This is a genomic window from Bacillus sp. SRB_8 (assembly GCF_003264205.1).
GTDB classification, from domain to species: domain Bacteria; phylum Bacillota; class Bacilli; order Bacillales; family Bacillaceae_G; genus Bacillus_A; species Bacillus_A mycoides.
In genome coordinates this window covers 1-1,727 of the sequence record NZ_NADT01000151.1, presented here as the reverse complement: position 1 = coordinate 1,727, position 1,727 = coordinate 1, and the positions used below count along the sequence as shown (strand labels likewise).

At 47.1% G+C, this 1,727-nt stretch carries 2 protein-coding genes; both read right to left on the bottom strand.

What is annotated here, in order from left to right:
• Positions 1 to 525, bottom strand: a 525-nt coding sequence (locus tag B5P40_RS32295; protein ID WP_142936391.1) for a gag-polypeptide of LTR copia-type domain-containing protein, incomplete at its 3' end; no start/stop codon positions are given.
• Between the two features lie 558 nt (positions 526 to 1,083).
• A partial coding sequence (locus B5P40_RS33155; protein WP_220089780.1) for a Ty1/Copia family ribonuclease HI occupies positions 1,084 to 1,727 on the bottom strand: 644 nt, incomplete at its 5' end.

The window sequence follows — 1,727 nt, the reverse complement described above, 5'->3', positions numbered from 1 at the left end:
CGACGCGGCAGTAGCGGCAAACTTGACTTCGCTGAGTGTATCCAACGTGACGGTGAATGCGTCAAAACAAGATGGGAGGCCTGATAGTAGGCGATCAGTCATGTCTTCATCTGTCATATCCTTTCCGATAGCGCGGAGCTTTGACTGTAAAACTTGAAGGGTGGCAATGTAAGTGGCCATCGGGGCGTCATTCTTTGTGCAGTTCCAAAACTCGGCGATGAGTCTGGTTCTGGTGGATCGTGATTTCTTGCGGTAAAGGCTTTCAAGAAGCGCCCACGCCTTGTGTGCCGTTGTTTCCTTCATTATTGCGCCGACAATCACGTCATCAATGCAGCTGCATAAAATGGACTTAGCTTTCTTGTCTTTGCGTAGTTGGTCCGGAGTCGCGTTAGCATCAGGGTCTTTCTCAACGCATAATTCCAGATCCTTTGTCGATAGATACATCACTACCTTTTGTTGCCATAGTAACAGGTCATCGGTGTCTTTGCCGGAGAACTTTTGAATCGTCTGAAAAATTTCTTTCATCGCAACTGAAGTTGAAGTAGAGGTGCGGAGAAGAGAAAGTGTGGGAATAACGAGAAATATACACTAAAGTGTACGTATGAACTGGTAGAAAATATACACTGAGGTGTATGTATGCAGTGGTGAAAAAAGATACACTAAGGTGTATGTACAAGCTGGTAGAAATATACACTGAGGTGTATGTGTGCAGTGGTGAGAAGATACACTGAAGTGTATACGTAGGGGCCTGATGAGGTGGCAATTCGACTGTTAATCTAAAGGAAATCGATGTCTCCGATGTGAAGGTAATAGTAGAATGAGGTTTATTACTGCGTGGTTATAGCATGTATAGGTGGGAGAATATAGGGGGGAGTGCACTAATAATCCAAATACAAAGTCCGCACAGTCACTCTTATGTTATGCATTTGCCGTGGTTGCGCCGACTGGGGGTACGCACCTTTCTTGGAGAATGTCCGTACTGGAGGCTGGCAAGTTGTATTCAACACGCCCCCTCAACTTGCTGGCTGTGATACCCATGGCTGTGCGACACCATTTGAACTTGGGAGCGTTCACTGGCTTCGTTTATCGATGCGCTATCATGGATTCTGTTGGGCAATACTCTACCTCAATAGTCCCTTGTTCAATCTGATCTCGGCAAAAGTGAAAGCGCAGATCAATGTGTTTGGTTCTTTTGTCGGTGCGCCTGTTCTTGCTGATGGCGATGCATCCTTGGTTGTCTTCAAAGACTCGGGTGGCTAATTTCTGGCTGAAGCCGAGTTCAGTCAGCATTTGACGAATCCATATTACCTCGCGCATTGTTTCGGATAGTGCAATGTACTCGGCTTCTGTTGACGAACATGCGCCGATCTTCTGCAATGCACTTCGCCAGGCAATGGTTGATCCAGACATCATCAGAGTATAGCCGCTCGTGGATCTTCTGGAATCTTTGTCTCCGGCCCAGTCACTGTCCGAGAAGGCGATTAAGTGCGGAGGTTGCTTGGCTTGAAAGAATAGTCCGCAGTTAGAGCTCCCCTTGAGATATTTTAGGACACGTTTCGCAGAAGTCCAGTGTTGTTGCCCTGGGTTGTCCAAAAATCGGCATAACGAGGAGACTGCATGTGAGATATCGGGTCTTGTGCACGTGGCAATCCAATTCAGAGCTCCAACTAGTTCACGGTAGGGTGTTCCTTGCATATCTTGCATTTGTTCGGCACTCGTTGCACACA